The 22,751-nt window shown below is 58.8% G+C and carries 27 protein-coding genes; 12 read left to right on the top strand and 15 right to left on the bottom strand.

Annotated elements, in window-relative coordinates; genetic code table 11:
* Positions 1-52: 52 nt before the first annotated feature.
* Positions 53-1,429: a multicopper oxidase family protein gene (locus ACXAGD_RS02905; RefSeq protein ID WP_475208372.1), complete on the bottom strand. Its 1,377-nt coding sequence runs from the start codon at positions 1,427-1,429 to the stop codon at positions 53-55.
* Between the two features lie 156 nt (positions 1,430-1,585).
* Here ACXAGD_RS02905 and era point away from each other — a divergent pair, with 156 nt between their 5' ends.
* Together era and ACXAGD_RS02915 are read left to right on the top strand one after the other, a co-directional pair.
* Entirely contained in the window at positions 1,586-2,494 is a 909-nt protein-coding gene (gene era / locus ACXAGD_RS02910; RefSeq protein ID WP_475208373.1) for a GTPase Era, read from the top strand.
* Positions 2,491-2,820, top strand: coding sequence for a DUF1491 family protein (locus ACXAGD_RS02915; protein ID WP_475208374.1), 330 nt, complete (start codon positions 2,491-2,493; stop codon positions 2,818-2,820). Before era ends, ACXAGD_RS02915 begins: the two co-directional genes overlap by 4 nt.
* A 26-nt stretch (positions 2,821-2,846) precedes the next feature.
* On the opposite strand, the gene ACXAGD_RS02920 is transcribed toward ACXAGD_RS02915, so the two are convergent.
* The gene (locus ACXAGD_RS02920) at positions 2,847-3,236 is read right to left on the bottom strand and encodes a VOC family protein (protein WP_475208375.1); all 390 of its coding nucleotides are present in this window, start codon (positions 3,234-3,236) and stop codon (positions 2,847-2,849) included.
* A gap of 224 nt (positions 3,237-3,460) precedes the next feature.
* Here ACXAGD_RS02920 and recO point away from each other — a divergent pair, with 224 nt between their 5' ends.
* Positions 3,461-4,186, top strand: a complete 726-nt coding sequence (gene recO, locus ACXAGD_RS02925; RefSeq protein WP_475208376.1) for a DNA repair protein RecO — start codon at positions 3,461-3,463, stop codon at positions 4,184-4,186.
* Here recO and ACXAGD_RS02930 read toward each other — a convergent pair.
* The 3 genes from ACXAGD_RS02930 to ACXAGD_RS02940 form a co-directional block, all read right to left on the bottom strand.
* Positions 4,170-4,562 carry an META domain-containing protein gene (locus tag ACXAGD_RS02930; protein WP_475208377.1) on the bottom strand — a complete coding sequence of 131 codons (393 nt, stop codon included), beginning with the start codon at positions 4,560-4,562 and terminating at the stop codon, positions 4,170-4,172. The genes recO and ACXAGD_RS02930 overlap by 17 nt on opposite strands.
* Before the next feature lie 38 nt (positions 4,563-4,600).
* A complete protein-coding gene (locus ACXAGD_RS02935) occupies positions 4,601-5,155 on the bottom strand; it encodes a hypothetical protein (RefSeq protein WP_475208378.1) in 555 nt (184 codons plus the stop codon).
* Positions 5,156-5,315: 160 nt separating this feature from the next.
* The gene (locus ACXAGD_RS02940) at positions 5,316-7,007 is read right to left on the bottom strand and encodes an acyl-CoA dehydrogenase family protein (protein WP_475208379.1); all 1,692 of its coding nucleotides are present in this window, start codon (positions 7,005-7,007) and stop codon (positions 5,316-5,318) included.
* A 145-nt stretch (positions 7,008-7,152) separates the two neighbouring features.
* Here ACXAGD_RS02940 and ACXAGD_RS02945 point away from each other — a divergent pair, with 145 nt between their 5' ends.
* Entirely contained in the window at positions 7,153-7,917 is a 765-nt protein-coding gene (locus ACXAGD_RS02945; RefSeq protein WP_475208380.1) for a sulfite exporter TauE/SafE family protein, read from the top strand.
* Here the strand turns inward: ACXAGD_RS02945 and ACXAGD_RS02950 are convergent.
* From ACXAGD_RS02950 to ACXAGD_RS02960, 3 genes are all read right to left on the bottom strand, one after another.
* Positions 7,914-8,465: a hypothetical protein gene (locus ACXAGD_RS02950; RefSeq protein ID WP_475208381.1), complete on the bottom strand. Its 552-nt coding sequence runs from the start codon at positions 8,463-8,465 to the stop codon at positions 7,914-7,916. The genes ACXAGD_RS02945 and ACXAGD_RS02950 overlap by 4 nt on opposite strands.
* A gap of 27 nt (positions 8,466-8,492) precedes the next feature.
* Positions 8,493-8,783, bottom strand: a complete 291-nt coding sequence (locus ACXAGD_RS02955; RefSeq protein ID WP_475208382.1) for a hypothetical protein — start codon at positions 8,781-8,783, stop codon at positions 8,493-8,495.
* Between the two features lie 364 nt (positions 8,784-9,147).
* Positions 9,148-10,746, bottom strand: a complete 1,599-nt coding sequence (locus ACXAGD_RS02960; protein WP_475208384.1) for a phosphoenolpyruvate carboxykinase — start codon at positions 10,744-10,746, stop codon at positions 9,148-9,150.
* A 348-nt stretch (positions 10,747-11,094) separates the two neighbouring features.
* On the opposite strand from ACXAGD_RS02960, the gene ACXAGD_RS02965 reads away from it, so the two are divergent.
* From ACXAGD_RS02965 to ACXAGD_RS02995, 7 genes are read left to right on the top strand one after another with little or no spacing between them, the layout of a single operon-like run.
* Positions 11,095-11,799, top strand: coding sequence for a response regulator transcription factor (locus ACXAGD_RS02965; protein WP_475208385.1), 705 nt, complete (start codon positions 11,095-11,097; stop codon positions 11,797-11,799).
* Between the two features lie 32 nt (positions 11,800-11,831).
* A complete protein-coding gene (locus ACXAGD_RS02970; protein ID WP_475208386.1) occupies positions 11,832-13,550 on the top strand; it encodes a sensor histidine kinase in 1,719 nt (572 codons plus the stop codon).
* Positions 13,551-13,554: 4 nt separating this feature from the next.
* Entirely contained in the window at positions 13,555-14,025 is a 471-nt protein-coding gene (locus ACXAGD_RS02975; RefSeq protein ID WP_475208387.1) for an HPr kinase/phosphorylase, read from the top strand.
* Positions 14,022-14,903: an RNase adapter RapZ gene (gene rapZ / locus ACXAGD_RS02980; protein WP_475208388.1), complete on the top strand. Its 882-nt coding sequence runs from the start codon at positions 14,022-14,024 to the stop codon at positions 14,901-14,903. Before ACXAGD_RS02975 ends, rapZ begins: the two co-directional genes overlap by 4 nt.
* Positions 14,900-15,307 (top strand): PTS sugar transporter subunit IIA, encoded by a 408-nt coding sequence (locus tag ACXAGD_RS02985; protein WP_475208390.1) that lies wholly within the window; start codon positions 14,900-14,902, stop codon positions 15,305-15,307. The genes rapZ and ACXAGD_RS02985 overlap by 4 nt, the downstream gene beginning before the upstream one ends.
* 2 nt (positions 15,308-15,309) lie before the next feature.
* Positions 15,310-15,579, top strand: a complete 270-nt coding sequence (locus ACXAGD_RS02990) for an HPr family phosphocarrier protein (RefSeq protein WP_170328297.1) — start codon at positions 15,310-15,312, stop codon at positions 15,577-15,579.
* Positions 15,580-15,618: 39 nt separating this feature from the next.
* Positions 15,619-16,518 (top strand): lysophospholipid acyltransferase family protein, encoded by a 900-nt coding sequence (locus ACXAGD_RS02995; protein ID WP_475208391.1) that lies wholly within the window; start codon positions 15,619-15,621, stop codon positions 16,516-16,518.
* Between the two features lie 59 nt (positions 16,519-16,577).
* Here the strand turns inward: ACXAGD_RS02995 and ACXAGD_RS03000 are convergent, their stop codons facing one another.
* Positions 16,578-17,453, bottom strand: a complete 876-nt coding sequence (locus ACXAGD_RS03000; protein ID WP_475208394.1) for a 3-hydroxybutyryl-CoA dehydrogenase — start codon at positions 17,451-17,453, stop codon at positions 16,578-16,580.
* Positions 17,454-17,616: 163 nt separating this feature from the next.
* Between ACXAGD_RS03000 and ACXAGD_RS03005 the strand changes: the two genes are divergently transcribed.
* Positions 17,617-18,426: a DUF6473 family protein gene (locus ACXAGD_RS03005; protein ID WP_475208395.1), complete on the top strand. Its 810-nt coding sequence runs from the start codon at positions 17,617-17,619 to the stop codon at positions 18,424-18,426.
* 60 nt (positions 18,427-18,486) lie between these two features.
* Here the strand turns inward: ACXAGD_RS03005 and ACXAGD_RS03010 are convergent, their stop codons facing one another.
* The 6 genes from ACXAGD_RS03010 to ACXAGD_RS03035 form a co-directional block, all read right to left on the bottom strand.
* Entirely contained in the window at positions 18,487-19,416 is a 930-nt protein-coding gene (locus ACXAGD_RS03010) for an electron transfer flavoprotein subunit alpha/FixB family protein (RefSeq protein WP_475208396.1), read from the bottom strand.
* Entirely contained in the window at positions 19,416-20,174 is a 759-nt protein-coding gene (locus ACXAGD_RS03015) for an electron transfer flavoprotein subunit beta/FixA family protein (RefSeq protein WP_170493937.1), read from the bottom strand. Before ACXAGD_RS03015 ends, ACXAGD_RS03010 begins: the two co-directional genes overlap by 1 nt.
* Before the next feature lie 162 nt (positions 20,175-20,336).
* Positions 20,337-20,909 carry a cob(I)yrinic acid a,c-diamide adenosyltransferase gene (locus tag ACXAGD_RS03020; RefSeq protein WP_475208397.1) on the bottom strand — a complete coding sequence of 191 codons (573 nt, stop codon included), beginning with the start codon at positions 20,907-20,909 and terminating at the stop codon, positions 20,337-20,339.
* Entirely contained in the window at positions 20,910-21,113 is a 204-nt protein-coding gene (locus ACXAGD_RS03025; RefSeq protein WP_170448106.1) for a twin transmembrane helix small protein, read from the bottom strand.
* 80 nt (positions 21,114-21,193) lie between these two features.
* Positions 21,194-22,021: an SDR family NAD(P)-dependent oxidoreductase gene (locus tag ACXAGD_RS03030; RefSeq protein ID WP_475208398.1), complete on the bottom strand. Its 828-nt coding sequence runs from the start codon at positions 22,019-22,021 to the stop codon at positions 21,194-21,196.
* 69 nt (positions 22,022-22,090) lie between these two features.
* Complete coding sequence (locus ACXAGD_RS03035) at positions 22,091-22,699, bottom strand: SH3 domain-containing protein (RefSeq protein ID WP_475208399.1); 609 nt, start codon at positions 22,697-22,699, stop codon at positions 22,091-22,093.
* Between the last annotated feature and the right edge of the window lie 52 nt (positions 22,700-22,751).

A 22,751-nucleotide genomic window follows, 5' to 3' on the forward strand; every position in this document is an offset into this window, starting at 1 on the left:
CGGGCGAGGAGCTGGCTCCCTTCCAGTCGGATTGGCGTAGCCAATTCGACCCTCAAACCACCCGAATGAACCCGGTCAAGCCGGTTTTCTGATGCTCAATCACATGGCAATGGAATGCCCAATCGCCGCGATTGTCTGCGACCAGACCGATGTCTACCACTTCATCCTTCAGCAGCAGCATTGTGTCAGTCATCAAAGGCGGCAAGTTGCGCAAGTTTGATTTCAGCGGCACAAAGGCCAACCCGTGCAGATGGATCGGATGCAGGTTTGGCGACTCATTGCGCAAACGCAAGACATAGCTTTTGCCCATCTCCAGCGTTGCCAGCGGGCCAACACCCTGTGCCGCGTCACCGGGCCATGGGGTCCGGTTGATGGACCAAAAATTGTAACCCAGCGAGCCACAGAACCCGTTGGTCGGTTCACCCCCTTCGGGCGTCCAGCCGAAGACAAACTCATGCAGTTCCGCCGTGCTCAGATCGGGTTTAGCCACCGGGTTTATCGGCAGGGGACGCAGCGCGCGTAGTTCACGTGCCACAGACGCCCCGACCGCCCGCAAACTGGTCATCGCGCGATGCGGCTGACCTGGAAACTTTGCCATGAGGTCTAGCGTTTGCCCTTCACTCGAAGGCATCTGTACTGCGAAATCCACTCGCTGACCCGGACCAATCAACAGCGGAGCTTCGGCGCTGGGCATTGGCACTTCTGTTTCAACCGGGTGACCGTCCCAAGCAATGATCCGGGCCTCGGCACCCTGCAAATGGATTTTGTAGATGCGGGTCGTGTCCGTGTTGACCACCCGCAATCGCACCAGACCGCCTGTCGTATGATCGTAGACTGGCTTATCCAGCCAGTTTGCCGTCTGCACATTGCCGAACGTGCCCGCTCGCGCTGCCCCGCGTGCGGTATAGGCAGGTAGGAATGATCCGTCCTCATACAGCCGAAAATCGCGAAGGTTGACCACCTGCTCGCTGTTAAAACCGGGGTCTTCGGCTTCGGCAATCACCATCACACCGGTAAGGCCATGGGCCATCTGCTCCATCGTCATGCAATGAGGGTGATACCAATACGTGCCCGCATCCGGAGGCGTGAACAGATAGTCAAACACTTCATCTGGCCCGATCGGCATCTGGGTCAAGTAGGGCACGCCGTCCATTCCGTTGGGAATGCGCAGCCCATGCCAGTGCATCGCGGTATAATCGGGCAGGGAATTGCGCACTGGAAGGCGCATCGGCTCACCCTTTTTGCCATAAAGCACAGGGGGCGGCGCATCAGGCGACAGGCTGATCATGCCAGTGGTCACTTGATCTCGCAAAGCAAAGCTGGCGGGTTGAACAACCAGTTCCTGCGGCCCCGCGGCCAAACCAAAACTACCCAAGCCCAACGCACCGGCGGCGGCGCCGGTACCTAAAAGAAACTCTCGACGTTTCATGGTTGCCTCACAGAAGAAGAATTGCCTGGCTGGGTCTGGCGCGGCATGACCGGGTTCTGCCACCGTAACCGCATGGCGGCAATGCGACAAATCCCTCTGGCCCGCCGGGCCTTTCTGCTATAGGGATGCGCACTTGCAAACAGGATCGCAGGACACATGACCACACGCGCCGGATTTATCGCCCTGATCGGAGAGCCCAACGCAGGCAAATCCACCCTTTTGAACCGCATGGTCGGGGCCAAGGTCTCGATCGTGACACATAAGGTGCAGACCACGCGTGCTCGTATCCGCGGTGTCGCAATGGAAGGCGACGCGCAGCTGGTCTTTGTGGACACGCCGGGCCTCTTCAAGCCCCGCAGACGTCTGGACCGCGCCATGGTCGCCGCCGCGTGGGGCGGGGCAGCGGATGCCGATGTTGTTGTGCTGATGGTTGAGGCGCATCGTGGGATCACCGAAGGGGTTGAACGCATCCTTGAAGGTCTGGAAGAGATCGGGCAGGGCCGCACCATCGCGCTGGCGATCAACAAGATTGACAAAGTACCAAGCGAGAAGCTTCTGGCCCTGACCAGCGACCTGAACGCACGCTATCCGTTTGCCGAAACCTTCATGATTTCTGCTGAAAAAGGCTATGGCGTTGACGATCTGCGCGCGTGGCTTGCGGCGAAACTGCCAGAAGGCCCGTGGTTATACCCTGAGGACCAGATCGCCGATCTGCCTTTGCGCATGATCGCTGCGGAAATGACGCGCGAGAAGCTGACCCTGCGCCTGCATCAGGAATTGCCATACCAACTGACCGTCGAGACCGAGAACTGGGAAGAACGCAAAGACGGCTCGGCCAAGATCGACCAGGTGATCTACGTTATGCGCGACGGTCACAAAGGCATCGTTCTGGGCAAACGTGGTGAGACGATCAAGGCCGTCAGCCAAGCGGCACGTGCCGAGTTGGAAGAGTTCCTTGACCGCAAGGTACACCTGTTCCTTCAGGTCAAAGTCCGGCCCAACTGGCTGGAGGAATCCGAGCGCTATTCGGAAATGGGGCTGGATTTCAAAGACGGCAACGCATGACGCGCCTGACGGCTGAATTCTGGGTCCACGCCTATCTGGCGCGGCTTCGATTTCAGGAAATCCCGGCCTTTGTAGTGGCCCATGGCGACGACACAGCAGGGGCAGTGTTAGTCAAACTGAATACTTTGAACGGTGAGGCAGTGGCCTTCCAGCGCAGCTTTGACCTGATGAGTGGTGAACGCAAATGGGTCGAACTGTCCAGCGGGGCAGAGGCGGATGTGGACACCGCCATCGAACGCCAGCGCAGCTTTGACCCCGACCTCTGGGTGATCGAGGTCGAGGATCGGCAGGGGCGGCACCTGTTGGGCGAAGAGGGGTTGGAGTAGGCACCTACAGCCCGGTTCGCTTGTCGTTAACCGTCTTCACCGAGAAAAACAAAGCTCATTTTGTTTCCGTCAGGGTCGCGGGCGTAGGCACCATAAAAGTTTGGGCCATATTGGGGGCGTGCGCCTGGGTCACCTTCGTTTGTACCGCCATTGGCAAGAGCAGTTTCATGCGCTTCTCGAACTTCGGCTTCGCTCTGGCACAACAATCCGACCATGTTGCCATTTCCTACTGTTGCAGCTTCTTGATTGAATGGCGTAGCGACCCACATGCTTCCTCCGCCGCGCAGTTCATAGCACACTGCGTGGGGCATGTATTCCGCGATGACCTTACCGCCGATTAGGGGCACAACCGCGTCATAGAATGTGCGGGCGTTAGCGACATCGTTTGAACCGATCATTACGTAATTCAGAGACATTTTTTGAATCCTGATTTTTAGAACATAAAGTGAACATTAATGTGCGAGTTCGTCGCGTGCAATGTGTTTTTCGCCGTGTTGCTGGAACGACCTCTAACCGCAATTGTGTTCGGCGTTTCACAAATTGCCGCAAGCGTTCGGGCATTGAAGCCGGTTTGTACCTTGCGCGCGCAACGGCCTTAAGATTTTCTGCGCACTGAACCAATGATTTAACGGAGCCATTCTTGGATTGGCGCGACCACGGCATACTTCTGACCTCTCGCCGACACGGTGAGACAGCGGCGATCATTGAGGTCTTTACCGAGGGCCACGGTCGTCATGCTGGTGTCGTGCGCGGTGGGACCAGCCGTAAGATTGCTCCGATCCTGCAGCCCGGCGCGCAGCTGGATGTGCTCTGGCGCGCGCGGCTTGAGGAGCATATCGGGACGTTTCAGGTGGAACCCCTGCGGTCGCGGGCGGCGGCGGCGTTTTCGGGGCGGCTGGCACTGGCCGGGTTGAACGCGGTGGTGTCGTTGCTGTCGTTCTGCCTGCCCGAGCGTGAGCCGCATCCGGCCATATACAAACAGACCGAACAGTTGATGGACCTGTTGGGGCAGGACGAGATTTGGCCGCTAGCCTATCTGCGCTGGGAATTGGCACTGCTTGAGGAACTGGGCTTTGGACTGGACCTGTCCGCCTGTGCGGTGACAGGGGCGACTGAGGGGCTGGTCTATGTCTCACCCAAGACCGGCCGAGCCGTCAGCGCCCAAGGCGCGGGGGAATGGGCGGACAAGCTGTTGCCGTTGCCGCCCTGTTTGCGTGGCGAAGGGGCCGCGCCGGACGCCGAAATTGCCGATGCTTTGAAGACAACCGGGTATTTTCTGGAACACAGGGTTGCGCCCTCGCTGGGCCACCATCCGCTGCCTGAGGCGCGGGCGCGGTTTGTGAACCGGTTCACTCGACGGCTGTAAACACCATCTCATGCCCGTCATCGTTGCGCAGGATCAGCACATCGCCTGACACTTCGGACTGGCTCATGGCCATGAGGGCGGCGAAATAGAAACCTTCGGCCTCAAGCCCGGCACAAGCGGCGCGGGTGGCGACAAGGTCTGTGACCTCAAACCACGGGTAGGGCGCATTCAGAGTGCCGCTATAGCTGTTGCAGGGGGCGTTGCCTTCGATCTTTCCTGCCTCGGGAAAACGCAGCAGGGCACTGGCCTCGTAAGGCTGGCCGTCGATCTCTTGCAGCGCCCACGTTCGGTCGCCCGCGCCATATGCGGCGACCGTCTCATCCTTGTCGCATTGGAACAGGGCCAGCAGGGGCAGGGTCAGGATCAGGCGTGTCATGGGTCGGTCTTAGCTCAACTAAGCGGTTGGCGAAACGGTTAGTACGGAAGCTCGCCGCTGATCAGTTCTTCCCGCACGTCCAGACGGGGGCGCCAGTTGTACTTGGTATCCTCTCGTACAGGTGCCCATGTTAACGCGCCACTGGCGCGCCATGGATCAAGGATGATCCCGTCATACATCGAGTCCCCCTTGGCGCTGATCAGGGCCGAATGGTGGATAATCCGGAACTGAGTCGGCGGGGATGTGGCCCAGTGCAGGTCCAGCGTACGGAAGTTTTCCTGACGCAGCCGTGTGGTCATGGCCTGCGCCCAGTCGTTACACAAGCCCTTTTCGCGAAAGCCGTTGATGACCTTGGCGTTGTGAATGATGGCCGTGTCGGTGACGTTCCACTGCTGTTTCAACTGCTGCGAGTAGGTATAGGCGATTGCGGCCGCCGTTTGCGCCTCGACTGGATCGACGTTTGGGTCGAGGGACTGAATGGCCTGCGCCAGATCGTCGATATCGTTCTGTGTGGCAGTCGGCTGTGTCTTGGCGCAACCGCTTAGGGCAAGGGCTGCAAGGATCGCCCAAAGTGCGAAAAGTCGTCTGGTCATTCCGGGTGCCGTTCCTTTCCAAGCGCAGGGTGCTGTAACCGGGTTGCTGCCTGAGATCAAAGGGGAAGTTCGCGTATCGGCGGATCATAACCGGTGCCAGACAGAAAAAGACCCGGCGCTAAGGCCGGGTCAGTCGGGGAAACAGGAATGCCGAATTCGGTCACCCGAGCAGACGCCGAGCGATAACCTGTGCCTGAATTTCGGCAGCCCCTTCGAAAATATTCAGAATGCGCGCGTCGCACAGGACGCGGCTGATTTTGTATTCCAGCGCAAAGCCGTTGCCACCATGGATCTGCAGACCGTTATCCGCAGCCGCCCATGCCACACGCGCGCCCAGCAGCTTGGCCATGCCGGCCTCAAGGTCACACCGCTGGCCGTGATCCTTTTCCCAGGCCGAGAAATAGGTCAGCTGGCGTGCGATCATGATCTCAACCGCCATCATTGCCAGTTTGCCCGACACGCGGGGGAAGTTGATGAGAGATTTGCCGAATTGTTTGCGATCCTGCGCGTATTGCATGGCGATATCCAACGCGCTTTGCGCTACGCCGATGGCGCGCGCGGCAGTTTGGATACGGGCGGATTCGAAGGTCTCCATCAGCTGCTTGAAGCCCTTGCCTTCTTCGCCGCCCAGAAGGTTCTCGCCTTTGACCTTAAAGCCGTCAAAGCCCAGTTCGTATTCCTTCATGCCGCGATAGCCCAGAACCTCGATCTCGCCACCGGTCATGCCGGGGGTGGGGAAAGGGTTCTCATCGGTGCCCGGTGTTTTCTCGGCCAGAAACATCGACAGGCCACGGTGGTCGGTGGTGTCCGGGTTGGTGCGGGCCAGTAGGGTCATCACATGGGTGCGCGCCGCATGGGTGATCCATGTCTTGTTGCCGGTGATCTCATAGTCGCCATCCGCGTTTTTGACCGCGCGGGTACGCAGGCTGCCAAGGTCCGATCCGGTGTTGGGTTCGGTGAACACGGCGGTCGGCAGGATTTCCGCGCTGGCCAGTTTCGGCAGCCAGTTGGCTTTTTGTTCGTCGGTACCGCCTGCGATGATCAGCTCGGCCGCGATCTCGGACCGGGTGCCCAGCGAACCCACGCCGATATAGCCGCGCGACAGTTCCTCGGACACCACGCACATCGAGGCTTTGGACAGGCCGAAGCCGCCGAACTCTTCGGGGATGGTCAGACCGAAAACACCCATTTCGGCCAGTTCTTCGATGATCTCGATCGGGATCAGCTCGTCTTTGAGGTGCCATTCGTGGGCGTTTGGCTCGACCTTTTCCTGCGCGTAGCGGCGGAATTGGTCGCGGATCATTTCCAGCTCTTCATCCAGACCCGAGGCACCGAACATGGTGGCGCCGGCCTGATCCTCCATCAGGACCACCAGACGCGTACGGGCTGCCTGAGAATTCGCCTGCGCCATCAACGTCTGAATTTCGGAGCTTTGGAAGCCCGACAGCGCGTCCCAGCCAAGGCCCATATCCTGCAGCCGCACGACCTCACCCTGGTTCATCGGAATGCCACCTGCGACCTGATGCAGGTATTCACCAAAAGCGATCTGGTGCAGCAGCTGCTCCAACTCACCAAACTTGCCGTCTGCTTCCAAAGCATCGGCCCAGCGTTGCATCTGTTGCAGAGATTGGTTGTACGTCGCCAGCCAGGCCAGACCATGCGCGGCGGTTTGGTTCGCCTCGATCAGTGCGCCAGAGATCCGGCCATCCGCAGTGACCATCTCACGGACCGCTTCGCGGGCGCGTTCGAACACGGTTTCAACTGCGGGCAAAGCAGCACGGGTCAACGTCAGAAGCTCGGGCAAAACAGCGGATGTCGTCATCTGGGTCATATCCTGTCCGTCATGGGCCATGAATCGGGTCCTTCTCTGGTGTCGTCCGGTCATATCATGCTGCACGTGCAGCGCAACAAAAATACGTGAACTGCGGCTAAATAGTTCGAAAATTGCTTTGACGATTTTGCGGTGCAGCGCCGGTCAAGAGTGATATCACGGGCGTATGACGCTGTTTTCGTTACTCACTCCGCAAGATCTGATGCTGGCTCTGGTCGTCGCCTTTGTAGCGGGGTGGGTGAAAGGCATGGTCGGGTTTGCCATGCCAATGGTTTTGGTGTCCGGGCTCAGCATGTTCCTGTCGCCCGACCTGGCGATTGCGGGGCTGATCCTGCCTACTTTGGTGACCAATAGCGTACAGGCCCTGCGAGAGGGCGTCCCTGCCGCCATTTCCGCAATCAAGCAGTTCCGGATCTTTCTGGTGGTCGGACTTGTGTTCTTGCTTCTAGGCGCCCAGCTGGTCAGCGCCGTTCCTGCCCGAACCTTTTTGCTGATGATCGGCATTCCGGTCACGTTCTTTGCGCTGATACAGGTGTTGGGGGTACAGCTTTCGCTTGGCAAGCCCTCTGCACGGATCGAGGTCGTGATCGGCGCGGTCGCCGGGTTTATCGGCGGCATGTCCGGTATCTGGGGTCCGCCGACTGTTGCCTATCTGACTGCGCTGAACACGCCCAAGACGGTGCAAATGCGGGTGCAGGGGGTGATCTATGGCTTAGGTGCGGTGGCGCTGATGGTGGCGCATCTGGGCTCGGGTATTCTGCGGGCCGAGACGGTGCCGTTTTCGGCGATCCTGATCTTTCCAGCACTAGCGGGGATGTGGATCGGGCTGGGGTTGCAGTCACGCATTGATCAGGCTGTGTTTCGCAAAGTGACTCTGCTGGTGCTTCTGATTGCGGGTGTGAACCTGTTGCGGCGCGGGCTGCTGGGTTAGCTGTGGCGGTCGGCGAACCGGAAAGTGAAGTACAGACCCAACATCAGGAAGAACAGACCCGAGATGTCGCCAATCAGAAAGGCGACGTATTCCACGCTTGCGCTGCCGAAGGCCAGATTGGTCAGGCCTGAAACAAGGAAGGACGTAATGATCCCAACCCCCATGACGCAGGACCAGCAGGGTTTGCGATCAGGTCGGGGGAACAGATCCCATCCGGCCCATTTGCACAGATAAAAAACCGCTGGCACCGTGGTGACGGCTATGGTGATTGCCATCAACCGGCTTGGCAGGAAGACGTCACTGCCACCGAGAAAGGCAAAGACCAGAAAAACACCGGGCAGCAGAGCAAAGATCGCCCGCCACCCCAAAAGCCACGCTGACAGAACCCGCACACCATGTGGCAGGAACAGCAAGCTGGCCCGACTGGGATATTCCGGAAAGAACACATTCTGTAGCGGCATCAGCACCTGAAACGTCAGGTACGATGCAACGACATAGGCCAACGAGGCCCAGAATGTGTCAGTAGCCCACCTGCGCGCGTCGATCATCAGCTACCTGTGCGCAGGTTCAAGGCATCACTTGGGGGCATGAACGATATACCGGCCCCGGTTGGCGCTGCCGCTTTGAGACAGATAGCCCTTTTGCACCAGCGATTTCAGCGCGCGAAAGAAAGTCGGGCGCGAGACGCTCTGAACAAGTGTGTGTTCGATCAGTCCAAAAGTGCGCACCTCTATGTCGGCTTTGGACAGCTCTTCAGCAGCATAATAGATATCACGCTCAACCGGAGACAGTTGCTCCAGCCCCAGTGTGCGCTCCATGCTTTGCATCAGCTTGCGCAGTTCAGTCAGTTTCGAGATTTCGGTCATATTTTACCCATCGCTTTTAAGTGCCGTCGGTCGCGTTCCTGCGACGAAATTTGACGTACTGATCTGAGTGTTTTCAGTACGTCTCACCTTGACACTTATCCCCTTTGTAATACACTACGTATCTGATTAGGTTGCTCAATTTGCTGATGTGATAGTCTGCTTGAGCTTCCCCTAGGTCTTTTCAAGTTGGGTCCGGTGCAAAATTGCGCCGGACTTTTTCGTCATAATGACGTCATCAAATACCCCAGGAAACTTTCACGAGCAACGGATTTGTAACCGATCTGTGCGCAATACAATCATAGGATGATCACATCGCAGTGAAGAAGCTCAAAGAAAAAGGGGGCAAACCCGCCCCCTTCTTCGTTTAGCCGATTGCGACGGCTTTGATGTCTTCATCGATGAACGGCAGGTACTGCTCGAAGTTCTCCGCGAACATCTGAACCAGTTTCTCGGCCTGTTTGTCGAACGCGCCCTGATCGTCCCAGGTGCGCCGCGGGTCCAGCAGAACCTCGGCCACGCCGGGTACAGAAACCGGCACGTCAAAGCCGAAGTTCGCGTCTTTGCGGAACTCGGCGTCGCGCAACGATCCGTCCAGTGCAGCTGTGAGCAGGGCGCGCGTGGCCTTGATCGGCATCCGCGAACCAACGCCATAGGCGCCGCCGGTCCATCCAGTGTTCACTAGCCAGCAGGTCGCGCCGTGCTGAGCGATCTTGTCGCGCAGCAGGTTGCCATAGGCCTCGGGGCGGCGCGGCATGAAGGGCGCGCCAAAGCAGGTCGAGAAGGTCGGCTGCGGCTCAGTAATACCACGCTCGGTTCCGGCGACCTTCGAGGTGAAGCCGGACAAGAAGTGATACATCGCCTGCGCCGGGGTCAGCCGTGCGATCGGAGGCAGAACACCAAACGCATCACAGGTCAGCATGATGATGTTCTTGGGGTGACCACCCAGGGCGCTGCTGGACGCGTTCGAGATATACTCGAGCGGGTAGGCGCAGCGCATGTTCGCGGTCAGCGAGTCGTCGTCGAAATCCAGTTCCTTGGTTTCGGGATCGAAGACCATGTTCTCGATCACGGTGCCGAACTTGCTGGTGGTCGCGTAGATCTCCGGCTCGGCCTCGGCGTTCAGGTTGATGGTCTTGGCATAGCAGCCGCCTTCGAAGTTGAAGGTGCCACGATCCGACCAGCCATGTTCATCGTCACCGATCAGGGTGCGCGCCGGGTCGGCGGACAGGGTTGTCTTGCCGGTGCCGGACAGGCCGAAGAACACTGCCGTATCGACGGGGTTGCCCACAGCGTGGTTGGCCGAGCAGTGCATCGGCATCACGCCTTTTTCCGGCAGCATGTAGTTCAGCAGGGTGAAGACGGATTTCTTGTTCTCGCCGGCATACTCGGTACCGCCGATCAGGATCATCTTGCGATCAAAGTTCAGCGCGATCACCGTCTCGCTGCGGCAGCCATGCTTGGCCGGATCGGCCTGGAAGCTGGGGCAGTTGATGATGGTGAAGTCAGCGATGAACTCGTTCAGATCTTCACGATCCGGACGGCGCAGCAGGTGACGGATGAACAGGTTGTGCCACGCCAGTTCGGTGACCATGCGCACGTTGATCGAGTAGGCCGGATCGGCTCCACCGACGAGGTCCTGCACAAAGTAGTCGCGGCCTTTCATGTGGGCCAGCATGTCTTCGTACAGCGCGTCAAAGCCCTCGGGGCTCATCTCGGCGTTGTTTTCCCACCAGATAGTGTCGACAACGCTCTCGGTTTTGACGACGTGCTTGTCCTTGGGCGAGCGACCGGTGAACTTGCCGGTGGTGACTAGGAAAGCCCCGCCATTGCCCAATGTGCCTTCGCCGCGCTTCAGCGCCTCTTCGATCAGCGCCGGTTCCATGAAGTTGTAATAGACATTGCCCAGACCCTCGATGCCCTGATCTTCGAGGCGGAATTGCGGGTTAACCCGTCCAGATGTCATGTGTGTCTTCTCCTGTGGCGGCGCTGCGGCTGTTAGGCCACGGGCGCTCTTGGGGCATTCGTGCCGGGAAAGTCCGGCGGCTGGGCGCCTCTTATCACGGTCGTTTGGGGCATGAACAGGACGGTTTGGCGCAGTTAGCGCAACCAAGGTCAGGTTTAGCGCCATCAGGAATTTCCTGTCGGAAATCAAGGCGCTTTTCTGTGCGGATTAACGGCTTTTTTGCCGCAACTGTGTGACAAGAAACACGCGATTCGCAGATACGGATTGATTCGCGGCCATAAAACCGACAAAGATGCCTTACTAATAAGCGAAATATTGCATGAGTGAGCAGGAATAGGGGTAATCCCGATGTCAAAGATTGCACTGGTGGACGACGACAGAAACATTCTGACGTCCGTATCCATGACGCTCGAAGCCGAAGGATTCGAGGTCGAAACCTATAATGACGGCCAGGCGGCCCTGGATGCATTCAACAAGAAACTGCCCGATATGGCCGTGCTGGATATCAAGATGCCACGGATGGACGGCATGGATCTGCTGCAACGGTTGCGGCAGAAAACCCAGATGCCGGTGATCTTTCTGACCTCGAAAGATGATGAGATCGACGAAGTGCTTGGCTTGCGTATGGGCGCGGACGACTATGTGAAAAAGCCGTTCTCGCAGCGTTTGCTGGTCGAACGCATCCGCGCGCTGCTGCGCCGTCAGGAGGCGACCTCGGGCGACGTGACAAATGCGAATACCGGCGACACCAAGGTGATGGAGCGGGGCGATCTGCGTATGGACCCGTTGCGTCACGCGGTCAGTTGGAAGGGCGCGGACGTCTCGTTGACTGTCACCGAGTTCCTGTTGCTGCAGGCGCTGGCGCAGCGTCCGGGTTTCGTCAAAAGCCGTGATCAGCTGATGGACGTGGCCTATGACGATCAGGTCTATGTGGATGACCGGACCATCGACAGCCATATCAAACGGTTGCGGAAAAAGATGCGCGCAGCAGATCCCGAGTTTTCGGCCATCGAAACGCTGTACGGCATCGGATACAGATATAACGAAGAATAAGCGTAGCCGCTGTAAAAGGGTGACCGGATCTGGTGCGCGATACGGAACAAGCCATCGAAGTACGGGACGGTGACGTCGTTCTTGGGGATGACTGGGTCATCCCGCAAGACCCGGAGTCGGCCGAGCTGCGCGCTTCGCGCCGCCGCCGCAACCTGTTTTCGTTGCGTGGGTCGCCGCTGGCGCGGAAGATCATCACTTTCAACCTGATCGCGCTGGTGATCCTTGTCACCGGTTTGCTGTATCTCGACGATTCCCGGGAAGAACAGGTCCAGCAGACCGCGCGCAACCTGATTGGCGACGCGCAACTGGTTAGCAACGTGTTCGAGGCCCAGCTACGTCAGAACCAAGCCGCAGGCCCGGCGGAGACGGCGGCGCTGGATGTGAAGGGCACGCTTGCGGGCCTTAGCCTTCCTGACGGGGGTGAGGTCTTTGTCTATGATGGTGGCGGTACTCTGATCGGCTGGACGCGTGGGGCCTCGGCGACGTCGCAGATGCCTGTTCTTTTGAGGTCTGATTCTGATGTTCCGACTGGCAGCACACTGATCAGCGACGCGTTGAATGCAGTTTGGACCGGCTTGTCGCGGGTTTTTGCGGGTGGTGCCAGCACTGACGCACCGACACTTGCCCAAAGGGTGCAAGAAATCATTCCGCAGGCGCTGCAGGGGCAGATGCAGGTGCAGGCGGTGCAGGATGACGTTGGACAAACCGTTATCGTAGGAGCAGCGCCGATCTTGCTGGATGGCGAGCCGGTCGGTGCCGTGGCCATGGCCGGCCCTGCCGGTGAAATCGACGCGCTGGCCCGACGTGAACAGGAACGCATTCTTCAGATGTTTGTCGTGGCGCTGCTGGTGTCGATCGGGCTTAGTCTTGTGCTGGCTTCGACCATTGCCAACCCGCTGGCCGATCTGGCCGCCGCTGCCGAAATGGGCAAGGACCGAGGGGCAGGGGTCAATCCGGGCCGTATCCGCATCCCGGATCTCACCGCCCGCCCGGATGAGATCGGACGCCTCAGTCGGGCGCTGCGCGGGATGGTGACGGCGCTCTACAGCCGCATCGACGCCAACGAACAGTTCGCCGCGGATGTGGCGCATGAGATCAAGAACCCGCTGGCCAGTCTGCAGTCGGCGGTGGGCACCCTGCGCATGGTCAAACGCGAGGATCAGCGCGAAAAGCTGTTGGGCGTGATCGAGCATGATGTGCGGCGCCTGGATCGTTTGGTCAGCGATATCTCGAACGCGTCCCGTCTGGATGCCGAACTGGTTAAAGAAGAGGAACAGCCCTTCGATCTGCTCAAACTGTTGGGCAACATCAGCCAGTTTTTGGGCGAAGATGCTCGCTCGAAAGGCATCGACTATATCACCGATTTGCCGTCTCAATCGATCACGATCAACGGGCTCGAGGCGCGTCTGGCGCAGGTTTTCGTCAACCTGATCACCAACGCCATCTCTTTCTGCGAGGAAAGCGATGCCATCCGGGTCTGGGTGCGGCGGCGCGAAAACCGGGTTTTGGTCGTGGTCGAAGACACAGGTCCCGGCATACCGGAGCAGGCGCTGACCAAAATCTTCAAACGGTTCTACTCGCAGCGCCCGGCCGAACATTTCGGCAATAACTCGGGTCTTGGTTTGGCAATTTCGAAACAGATTGTCGAAGCGCATGGTGGTGTGATCTGGGCCGAGAATATCCGCCCGACCGAGGCGGACATCACATCGGATCCGCAAGGCGCGCGTTTTGTCGTGGGCCTACCCGTGTAAACACATGAACGACCAGCCCTTATTGGACATCCAACAACAAGACAACGCCATACTTCACGCCACATGCGTTGCCGTTGAAGGGCGCGGCGCGCTGATCCTAGGGCGATCGGGGGCGGGGAAATCAGCGCTGGCCTTGCAGATGATGGCGCTTGGGGCAGGGTTGGTCGGCGATGATCGGATAGAGCTGCGAATGGAGGGTGAAAAGGCCATGGCCGATGCTGCTCCAAACCTGCGCGGATTGATTGAGGCGCGCGGCATCGGCTTGCTCCGCGCTCAGGCTGTGGGGGCAGTGCCGGTCTGCTATGTGGTGGACATTGATCAGACCGAACCGGCACGTTTGCCGGAGCCGGTAAAAACCGTGGTGCTGAGGCAAACTGTTCCCTTGCTTCGGGCGGCGGGTGTGCCAAATTTGGCCGCAGCACTAATGCAATTGTTGAAGATGGGGCGCGTGTACCCGGATTGGCCCTGTACATGACAACACAACGACGCATCGTACTGGTGACAGGCCCGTCAGGCGCGGGCCGTTCGACGGCGATCCGTGTTCTTGAGGATCTGGGCTTTGAGGCCATCGACAACCTGCCGATGGGCCTTTTGATGCGCTTGCTGGAAGGTCCGCAAAGCGACAGACCAATGGCATTGGGCATTGATGCGCGCAACCGTGATTTCTCGACCACCGGTTTTATCGCACTGGCCGTCAAGTTGCGGCGGATGGAGCAGGTCGATCTGACGACGCTGTATCTGGATTGCAGCGACGATGTGTTGCTGCGGCGGTTTTCGGAAACCCGTCGCCGGCACCCTGTGGCCACCGATGCGAGCCCGGAAACCGGTGTACGACAGGAAAAGGAATTGCTGGCCCCGATCCGCGAAATCGCTGACATCCTGATCGATACCAGCCCGTTGAACGTTCATCAGTTGCGTGAAGAGGTTGAGCGTTGGTTCGCCCCGCAGGGCGGACGACATCTGGCGGTGGCCATCGAATCCTTCTCATATAAACGCGGTCTGCCGCGGGGCTTGGACATGGTGTTCGACTGTCGGTTTCTGGCCAATCCCTATTGGCGACCCGAGCTGCGGGCTGAAGATGGTCGAAACCCGGATGTGGCGCGCTATGTTCAGACGGATACAAATTATGCGCCGTTTTACGACCGGGTGGTTGATCTGCTGAAACTTCTGTTGCCAACCTTCCGGGCTGAAGGCAAAGCGCACCTATCCGTGGCCTTCGGATGTACCGGAGGGCAACACAGATCGGTGGCAATGGCAGAAGCGGTTGCAAAGGCCCTTGCAGAGGAAGGGCAGCAAGTGGCAATTAGGCACCGCGAAATGGAACGACGATCGTTGAATGTGAGGCCGGATTGATCGGGATTGTACTCGTAGCACATGGTGGACTGGCGCAGGAATACCTGGCCGCCATGCAGCATGTGGTTGGAAAACAACCCGGTCTGGTCGCGATTTCGATCGAGCCCGATCATGATCGTGAGGCCAAGCAGGCAGAGATTTGCGCCGCGGCAGACAGTGTCGATGCCGGGGACGGCGTGGTTGTCGTGACTGACTTGTTCGGCGGCAGCCCGTCGAATCTGAGCTTGCGGGCCTGCGCGCCGCAGGATCGCCGTATCCTTTACGGTGCAAATCTGCCTATGTTGATTAAATTGGCTAAAACCCGCCACCTGCCCATCGCGGATGCCGTGCGGCAGGCGATGGAGGCTGGACGCAAATACATCAATGCGCAAAATGTGACATTGCAAGAAGACCGGATTGACTAAGAATGACCAATCGAAGCCTGAAAATCATTAACGAAAAAGGTTTGCACGCCCGCGCTTCGGCCAAGCTGGTTGAGGTGGTCGAGGGCTTTGACGCGCAGGCCGAAGTGTCAAAGGATGGTTTTTCTGCATCCGGTGACAGCATTATGGGCCTTTTGATGTTGGCAGCCTCACGCGGAACGACTATTGACGTCGAGACGTCCGGACCGGATGCTGAGGCGTTGGCTGATGCATTGGAGACCCTGGTGAACGACAAGTTCGGGGAAGGGTTCTGACCAAACCAGCCGCGATACGAATAACGGGAAGACCAGGAATTGGCGGAAACGACGCACGAGACCAAGACAGGCCCGATTGTGGATGGGACAGCGGATCAGGGTGAAGTCTACGACCGTAGAACCTTGACCTACGCCAACTCGTTTGATGATGCCTGGACGTCCACAGCCATCCGCGCCATCGAATGGTGCACGGGTAAGCTGACCATTCTGCGTATGGTCAACAAGTTCGAGAAAAAGAACGAATACTATCGCGGCCAGCGGTTCTGGGGTGGTGCGCTCGAGGTCATGGGTATCGACCTGACCACGCCGGAAGAGCAGATTGCCCGCATCCCGAAAGAAGGCCCCGTGGTTGTAGTGGCGAACCACCCTCATGGCATGGTCGACGGCATGATCTTTGCCGAGCTGATCGGTCGGGTTCGCAGCGATTATCGCATCCTGACCCGCTCGGTTCTGACAGGGCTGGACGAAGCGGCCACCTCTTTCATGATACCGGTGCCGTTCCCGCATGACCCCGAGGCGCAGTCCAAGATGCTGGAAATGCGCGGCAAGGCGATGGACCATCTGAAAGACGGCGGCGTTGTGGCCCTGTTCCCATCGGGTGTGGTGATGTCCTCGGATGACTGGTTCGGCCCGGCGCAAGAGCGGGAATGGAACGTGTTCACCGCGAAAATGATCCGCCGCTCCGGCGCCCGCGTTGTTCCGATCTTCTTCCCCGGCAGCAACTCACGCGCCTATCAGATCGCTAACAAGCTGTCTCCGATCCTGCGGCAGGGACTTTTGCTGCATGAGATCGTGCGCTCCTGCAACAAGCCGCAATCCCCGGTGATTGGTGAGCCGATTTCGGATGAGGATATGCAGTTGTTGGAACGTGACCCGCGCGGGTTCATGGCATGGCTCAGAAAGCATACGATGTCGCTTGGACAGTCGCTCAAACGCTGATCTGCCGCTTCATCTAGCCAGAAGTATCTCGGGCGAGAAGGGGGCTGGCCCCCTTTGCCTTAACGCGTCGGAACCGGAACCTCGCCCCGGTAATCATAAAATCCACGTTCGGTCTTGCGTCCCAACCACCCGGCCTCGACATACTTGGTCAACAGCGGGCAGGGGCGGTACTTGGTGTCGGCCAACCCATCATGCAATACGTTCATGATGGCCAAACACGTGTCCAAGCCAATGAAATCAGCCAGTTCCAGCGGCCCCATCGGATGGTTCGCACCCAGCTTCATCGACTGGTCGATGGACTGCACGTTACCGACACCTTCATACAGGGTATAGACTGCCTCGTTGATCATCGGCATTAGGATGCGGTTCACGATGAATGCCGGGAAATCTTCCGCGCTGGCAGCGGTCTTGCCCAGACGATCCACCACGGCCTTGCATGTGCCGAATGTTTCTTCGTCCGTGGCAATGCCGCGGATCAGTTCGACAAGTTGCATCACCGGCACTGGGTTCATGAAGTGGAACCCCATGAACTTTTCGGGCCGGTCCGTGCGACTCGCTAGGCGCGTGATCGAGATCGAGGAGGTGTTCGAAGTCAGAATCGTATGCGGCTGCAGATGCGGCTGCAGGTCCTCGAATATGGCCTGCTTGATCGCCTCACGTTCGGTGGCGGCCTCGATCACCAGATCCGTCTGGCCCAGTTCTGGCAGCTGCAGCGTAGTCTTGATCCGCCCAATTGCGGCGTGCATCGCCTCATCGCTGATTTTCCCGCGCGAGGCTTGGCGCGCCATGTTGCCTTCGATCGTCGTCACCGCAGCGTTCAGAGCGTCCTGGTTCACATCGGTGAGCAGAACGTCATAGTCCGCCAGCGCCAAGACATGGGCGATACCATTTCCCATTTGGCCCGCGCCGATCACTCCGACTGATTTTACATCCATTTTTTGACGCCTCTGTGTCTCGGGATTGAGGGGACAGTAGCGGCAGATCGGTAGGGGCGGCAAGGGGATCGAACCCATCCAATTTGCTTCAAATGCGCACATTAGCACTTTCTAAAGACATGGGGCTGCAAGGTGGCAACCGGGTGAAAAATGGGTGAGTGTTATGAGCTATCATCAAACAGGCTCGGCGGTGGCCGGGTATGACGTATGCCAATATGGTGAATCGCGTCTTTGGTTCCGCGGGCCAGAACGGTCTCTGGATTCGGCCTACATGGTCTGCGCAGGCGGGGATGAGACCTATGGCCGATTTGTCGAACGCCCCTTTGCAGCGATTCTCGAAGACAGGCTGGATCGGAGGTGCCTGAATCTGGGCAGCCTGTTCTGCGGGCTTGATGCGCTGTGCGGTGATGCGGGGTTGTTCTCGCTACTGAACGGGGCAGAACTATGCGTTCTGCAGGCTCCCAGCGTCCTGAGCCAGTCGAATCACTTCTATCGCGTCCACCCCCGGCGCAATGACCGGGTTCTGGCCCCAGCGCCGGACTTGATCGATCTTTACCCCGAGGTCGATTTTGCCGACGTCCACTTCGTGTGCCACTTGATGCGCCTGCTGCGAGGACATCAGGACGCCCGCTTCGAGGTTGTGGCCGAAGAGCTACGCCGTAACTGGGTTCGACAAATCCGCGATCTTCTGGGCAGGCTTGACACACCGGTCATTCTGCTGGGCCTTCACGTCTTGCAGGACAACGACAGTCAGAGGGTGCCGGTCTCAGTTACGGCCGAGATGCTGGAGGTCGTCCGCCCGCACACTGCCACCTGTATCGAGGTCGCGGCGCATGTGTCCGGTCAATCTGACGAGCTTGAGGATATGCTGTTCGGTACTCTGCAACAGCCGATGGCTGAGCATATGATCGGCCCCGCCGCGCACAAAACCATCGCCGATGCGTTGATTGGTCCAATTAGGAAGCTGAACTGAAAAAGGCCCGCCAGTTGGCGGGCCTCCCAAGACTTTTCAGGGAAAAGCCCGATTCTGTGATCAGCCGAGTTTCTCGGTGAGTTCCGGTACGGCCTGGAACAGGTCTGCGACCAGTCCGAAGTCGGCGACCTGGAAGATCGGTGCTTCTTCGTCTTTGTTGATCGCAACGATGACCTTTGAGTCCTTCATACCAGCCAAGTGCTGGATCGCGCCCGAGATGCCGACAGCGACATACAGGTCAGGTGCAACAACCTTACCGGTCTGACCCACCTGCCAGTCGTTCGGAGCATAGCCCGAGTCTACCGCAGCGCGCGACGCGCCAACGGCGGCGCCCAGCTTGTCGGCCAGGGTTTCGATCAGTTTGAAGTCCTCTTCCGAGCCGACACCGCGGCCGCCCGAGACAACAACGCCGGCCGAGGTCAGTTCCGGACGGTCGCTTTCGGCAACCTTGTCCTCGACCCACGACGACAGACCTTCGGAGCCCGGAACCGAAACGGTTTCAACCGGGGCCGAGCCGCCTTCGCCCGCAGCGTCAAAGCTGGCGGTCCGCAGGGTGACAACCTTCTTAGCGTCGCTCGACTTTACGGTCTGGATTGCGTTGCCCGCATAGATCGGGCGCTCGAAGGTCGAGCCGTCAACCACGCCGGATGCATCCGAGATCACCATCACGTCCAGCAGCGCCGCAACGCGGGGCATGACGTTCTTGGCGTCGGTGGTGGCGGGTGCAACAATATGCTCGTAGCCATCGGCCAACGAGACGATCAGGGCTGCGGTCGATTCCGCCAGGCGGTGACCCAGCGAGGCATCTTCGGCAACCAGAACCTTGGACACACCGTCGATCTTGGCAGCGGCCTCGCCGGCAGCAGCGGCAGAACCACCTGCGGCCAGAACGGTCACGTCACCCAGCGCCTTCGCGGCGTTGACGGCCTTGGCGGTGGCGTCCATGGACAGCTCACCATTGTTGACTTCAGCGAGAAGAAGAACAGCCATTACACAGCCCCCGCTTCTTTGAGTTTCTCGACCAGCTCGTCGACCGAGCCCACGACGATACCGGCGGCACGTGCCGGCGGCTCTTCGGTTTTGACGACTTCCAGACGCGGAGTGACGTCGACGCCGTAATCGGCGGCGGTCTTCTCATCCAGCGGCTTTTTCTTTGCCTTCATGATGTTCGGCAGCGACGCATAGCGCGGCTCGTTCAGGCGCAGGTCAACGGTCACGATGGTTGGCATCTTGACGCTGATGGTTTGCAGGCCGCCGTCAACCTCACGGGTGATCTTGGCGCTGTCGCCTTCGATGTCCAGCTCGGACGCGAAGGTACCTTGCGACCAGCCCAGCAGGGCCGACAGCATCTGGCCGGTGGCGTTCATGTCGTTGTCGATCGCCTGCTTACCCGCCAGAACGATGCCCGGCTGCTCTTCCTCGACCACTTTGGCCAGGATTTTCGCGACGGCTAGAGGCTCGATATCGGTGTGGACGTCATCCGCCGCAACAACCAGGATCGCGCGGTCTGCGCCCATGGCCAGAGCGGTGCGCAGGGTTTCCTGCGCCTGCTTGACGCCGATCGAAACGGCGACAACTTCGTCAGCCTTGCCTGCTTCTTTCAGGCGGATCGCTTCTTCCACCGCAATCTCGTCGAACGGGTTCATCGACATTTTGACATTGGCGAGATCGACACCGCTTCCGTCCGCCTTAACGCGAACCTTAACGTTATAGTCAATCACGCGTTTGACAGGCACGAGTACCTTCATTTTGCGCTTGCTCCTCACAAAAAACGGTAAGCCGCGTTGCGACTCCACCAATGCTCTCGGACGTTTGAATAACGTCTGAATTCGCCCTGCAACAGAGCAAAATCGTCACGTCATGGGCTTGGGACGTCGCGTTTCGTGTTTTTTGACGTTACGGCCCGAAACTTAGCGGTTTGCGCCGGGAACCCACAGCACGTCTTTTGTGCCGTTTTCATTGGCGCAGCGGGCGGCCACAAAGAACCAGTCGCTCAGACGGTTGAGGTACTTCACCGCGACCTCGTTCACCGGTTCCATGTTGGTCAGTTCCACAGCCAGCCGTTCGGCACGGCGCGAAACAGTCCTGCAGACATGCAGGTGTGCCGCCAGACGCGATCCACCGGGTAGGATGAAGCTGCGCAGCGGTTCCAACGATTCGTTCATGACGTCTATTTCAGCCTCAAGCCGGTCGATCTGCGAGGCGACGACGCGCAGGGGCGGATAGTCGGCCTCGGCGTCCTTTTCCATGTCGGGGCGACAGAAATCAGCACCCAGATCGAACAAGTCGTTCTGAATACGCGACAGGGCGGCGTCGACCTCGCCCTCTGCCTCGGTGCGAGCCACGCCGACAAAGGCGTTCAACTCGTCCACGGTACCATAGGCGGCCACGCGGCCCGAATATTTGGCAACCCGTTCACCATTGCCAAGCGCCGTTTTCCCGTCATCACCAGTACGGGTGTAAATCTTGTTCAGAACGACCATTTACTGTGCTCCTTGTCCACGCAGCCAGACGTAGAGCACGATCAGCACCACGGCAATGAACTGAAACAGGATACGCAACTGCATCATCCTGTTGCTTTTCATCGCGGCGCTTTTGCCGCTTTTTCCGAAATTAGAGATGCCGATCGCCAACACGACGACCACCGCCGCCATGGCCAACAGCAAAACGACCATCAAAAGGTCCATGGGTGCACCGTCCGCGTTTCTTGTTTCGTTGGCCTATCATCTAGACCCACAGGGCCAAAAAGCGAACGGTTAATTTTGCGTCAGACGTCCGAGAGGATGCGGTCGATGGTGCGGGTCGGCAGGATGCGGCGCAGGTATCCGGCGATATAGGTTGGGGTTGTCACGTAGTACCGTGCCCGGGGGCGTTTCGACCCGACCGCATGGGCCAGCTTTTCCGTCACCGCCGAGGCAGGAAGCTCGAACCGGTCTGGCCCCGAGGATTCGTACAATCTTTTCAACAGGGACGCCTCGTACCTCTCTCGCAGGGCCGAGTTCTGCCAGTTGATAAAACGTTCGAAAAACGGGATCGAGTTTTCGCGGATTTTCGAGGTGATCGGACCGGGTTCGATCAGGCTGACCTTTATGTCGGTATCAGCCAGTTCAAGGCGCAGCGTATCAGTCAGACCTTCGACTGCGTATTTCGTCGCCACATAGGCCCCGCGCCAGGGAAAAGCCACCAGTCCCAGCACCGAAGAGTTCTGAACGATTCGCCCATGCCCCTGCGCCCGCATGACAGGAATGATCTGCCGGGTCAGTTCGTGCCAGCCAAAGAAGTTGGATTCGAAAATCGCGCGCAAACCCTCCGTCGGAAGATCCTCGACCGCGCCGGGCAGGCCATGTGCGCCGTTGTTGAACAGTGCATCCAGCGTGCCGCCTGTGGCCTCCAAAACCTCAGCCACGCCCGAGGTGATGCTGTCTGCGTCGGTGTAATCAATGCGGGGGCTTTCAAACCCCTGCGCGCGCAACCGGTCACAATCGCGCTGCTGGCGGCAGGATGCAAACACCCGCCAGCCACGTGCACGCATCCCATGGGCCGCGTCCAGACCAATGCCAGATGAGCAGCCGGTGATAAGAATGGTCTTTTGCATGATCTTCCTGACTTTGAACCTGCGTCTAAGCTATTGCGAGGTTTGGGTCAGGACAATGACAGCAGGACGTCAGTTCGAGGTTTTTCGCACGAGCGAGGCAGAAACCCATCCAACCTGTTGCTGGGGCAACACGCGCAGACGTAGCCAGCCGGTGCCGGATTCACTCAGCACCTCGACCTGTTGGCCAATGGTGGCTTTGCCAATGATCGGATAGATCGTGCCCGGTCCGTCGCGCATGTTTACGCGGGTGCCTGAGATTTCGCGCATGTCCTTTTCCGGCTCGGGGGTGGCTGGTGTTTCCACCACATCGCTCTGCACTTCATTCGTGACTTGGGTCAGGCCGACCACGCCGTCTTCAAGTGAGGCCAGCGTGATGTTGGCGCTTTGGTCGTCGAACACCGTCAGGGACGAGAACGATTCGAGCGTGGCATCATCGGCCACAAACTCAACCACCTCGTCCACCACCGTTTCCGGCTGAGTGCGAACGGTCGGAACGCGGGCTGCTACATTGGTCACAAGCTCTTCAGCCCGGGCAGGGGCAACTGCTAAGTTCGGGGCAGAGGCGACACGAACAGGTTGATCCGCGCGCAGGCCGCGCGGCTCGAAATCAGGCCCACCGCTCATTACATAGAAGCACCAACCAAGTGCGGCGAAAGTCATAACAATAAGGCGCGTCATGGCGCATCCCCCGGTAATCGTAAGAAACAACAAATAGGCAGCAGTCTAATGT

The organism is Ruegeria sp. ABF4_144 (assembly GCF_056160045.1).